The 883-nt window shown below is 45.8% G+C and carries 1 protein-coding gene; it reads left to right on the top strand.

The features are described 5' to 3' along the window. Window positions 1-883: Calx-beta domain-containing protein (locus FPG59_RS16345; RefSeq protein ID WP_303393807.1), on the top strand; the 883-nt coding region annotated here is incomplete at both ends.

Here is an 883-nt window from a genome sequence, read left to right as displayed (position 1 = left end):
GTAGATACAACTTATACTTTTGTTCTAACAAATGGAACTGCTGGAAGTGCAGATTACACGACTACAGACGTTACAGTAACGGTGCCTGCTGGTGCTACTACGGGAACTGTAGCTGTACCTACAACTGCAGATGCTATTGACGAAGTAAATGAAAACTTTAGTATTGCCACTGGAGCTGCTTCGGCTACGGGTACCATTATCGACAATAACAACGCCCCTACTGTGGCAACGATCACTCCGGCTTCGGCTACCGAAGGATCGAATGTGGTTTTCAACTTTACACTAAGCAACCCATCGGCTGTAGATACAACTTATACTTTTGTTCTAACAAATGGAACTGCTGGAAGTGCAGATTACACGACTACAGACGTTACGGTAACGGTGCCTGCTGGTGCTACTACTGGAACCGTTTCGGTACCTACAACGGTAGATGCTATTGATGAAGTAACTGAAAACTTTAGTATTGCCTCTGGAGCTGCTTCGGCTACGGGTACTATTATCGACAATAACAATGCTCCTACGGTGGCTACCATCACTCCGGCTTCGGCTACCGAAGGAACTGCTGTGGTATTCAACTTTACACTAAGCAACCCTTCTGCGGTAGATACAACTTATACTTTTGTTCTAACAAATGGAACTGCTGGAAGTGCAGATTACACTACTACTGCTGTAACTGTAAATGTTCCTGCAGGTGCTACTACGGGAACCGTTTCGGTACCAACGACTGCAGATACAATTGACGAAGTAAATGAGGATTTTAGTATTGCCTCTGGAGCTGCTTCGGCTACGGGTACGATTATCGACAATAACAATGCTCCTACGGTGGCTACCATCACTCCGGCTTCGGCTACCGAAGGAACCGCTGTGGTATTCAACTTTACAC

The sequence above is a fragment of the Flavobacterium sp. FPG59 genome (assembly GCF_002150205.1).
Classification (GTDB): domain Bacteria; phylum Bacteroidota; class Bacteroidia; order Flavobacteriales; family Flavobacteriaceae; genus Flavobacterium.
This window is presented reverse-complemented; position numbering and strand designations above follow the sequence as displayed.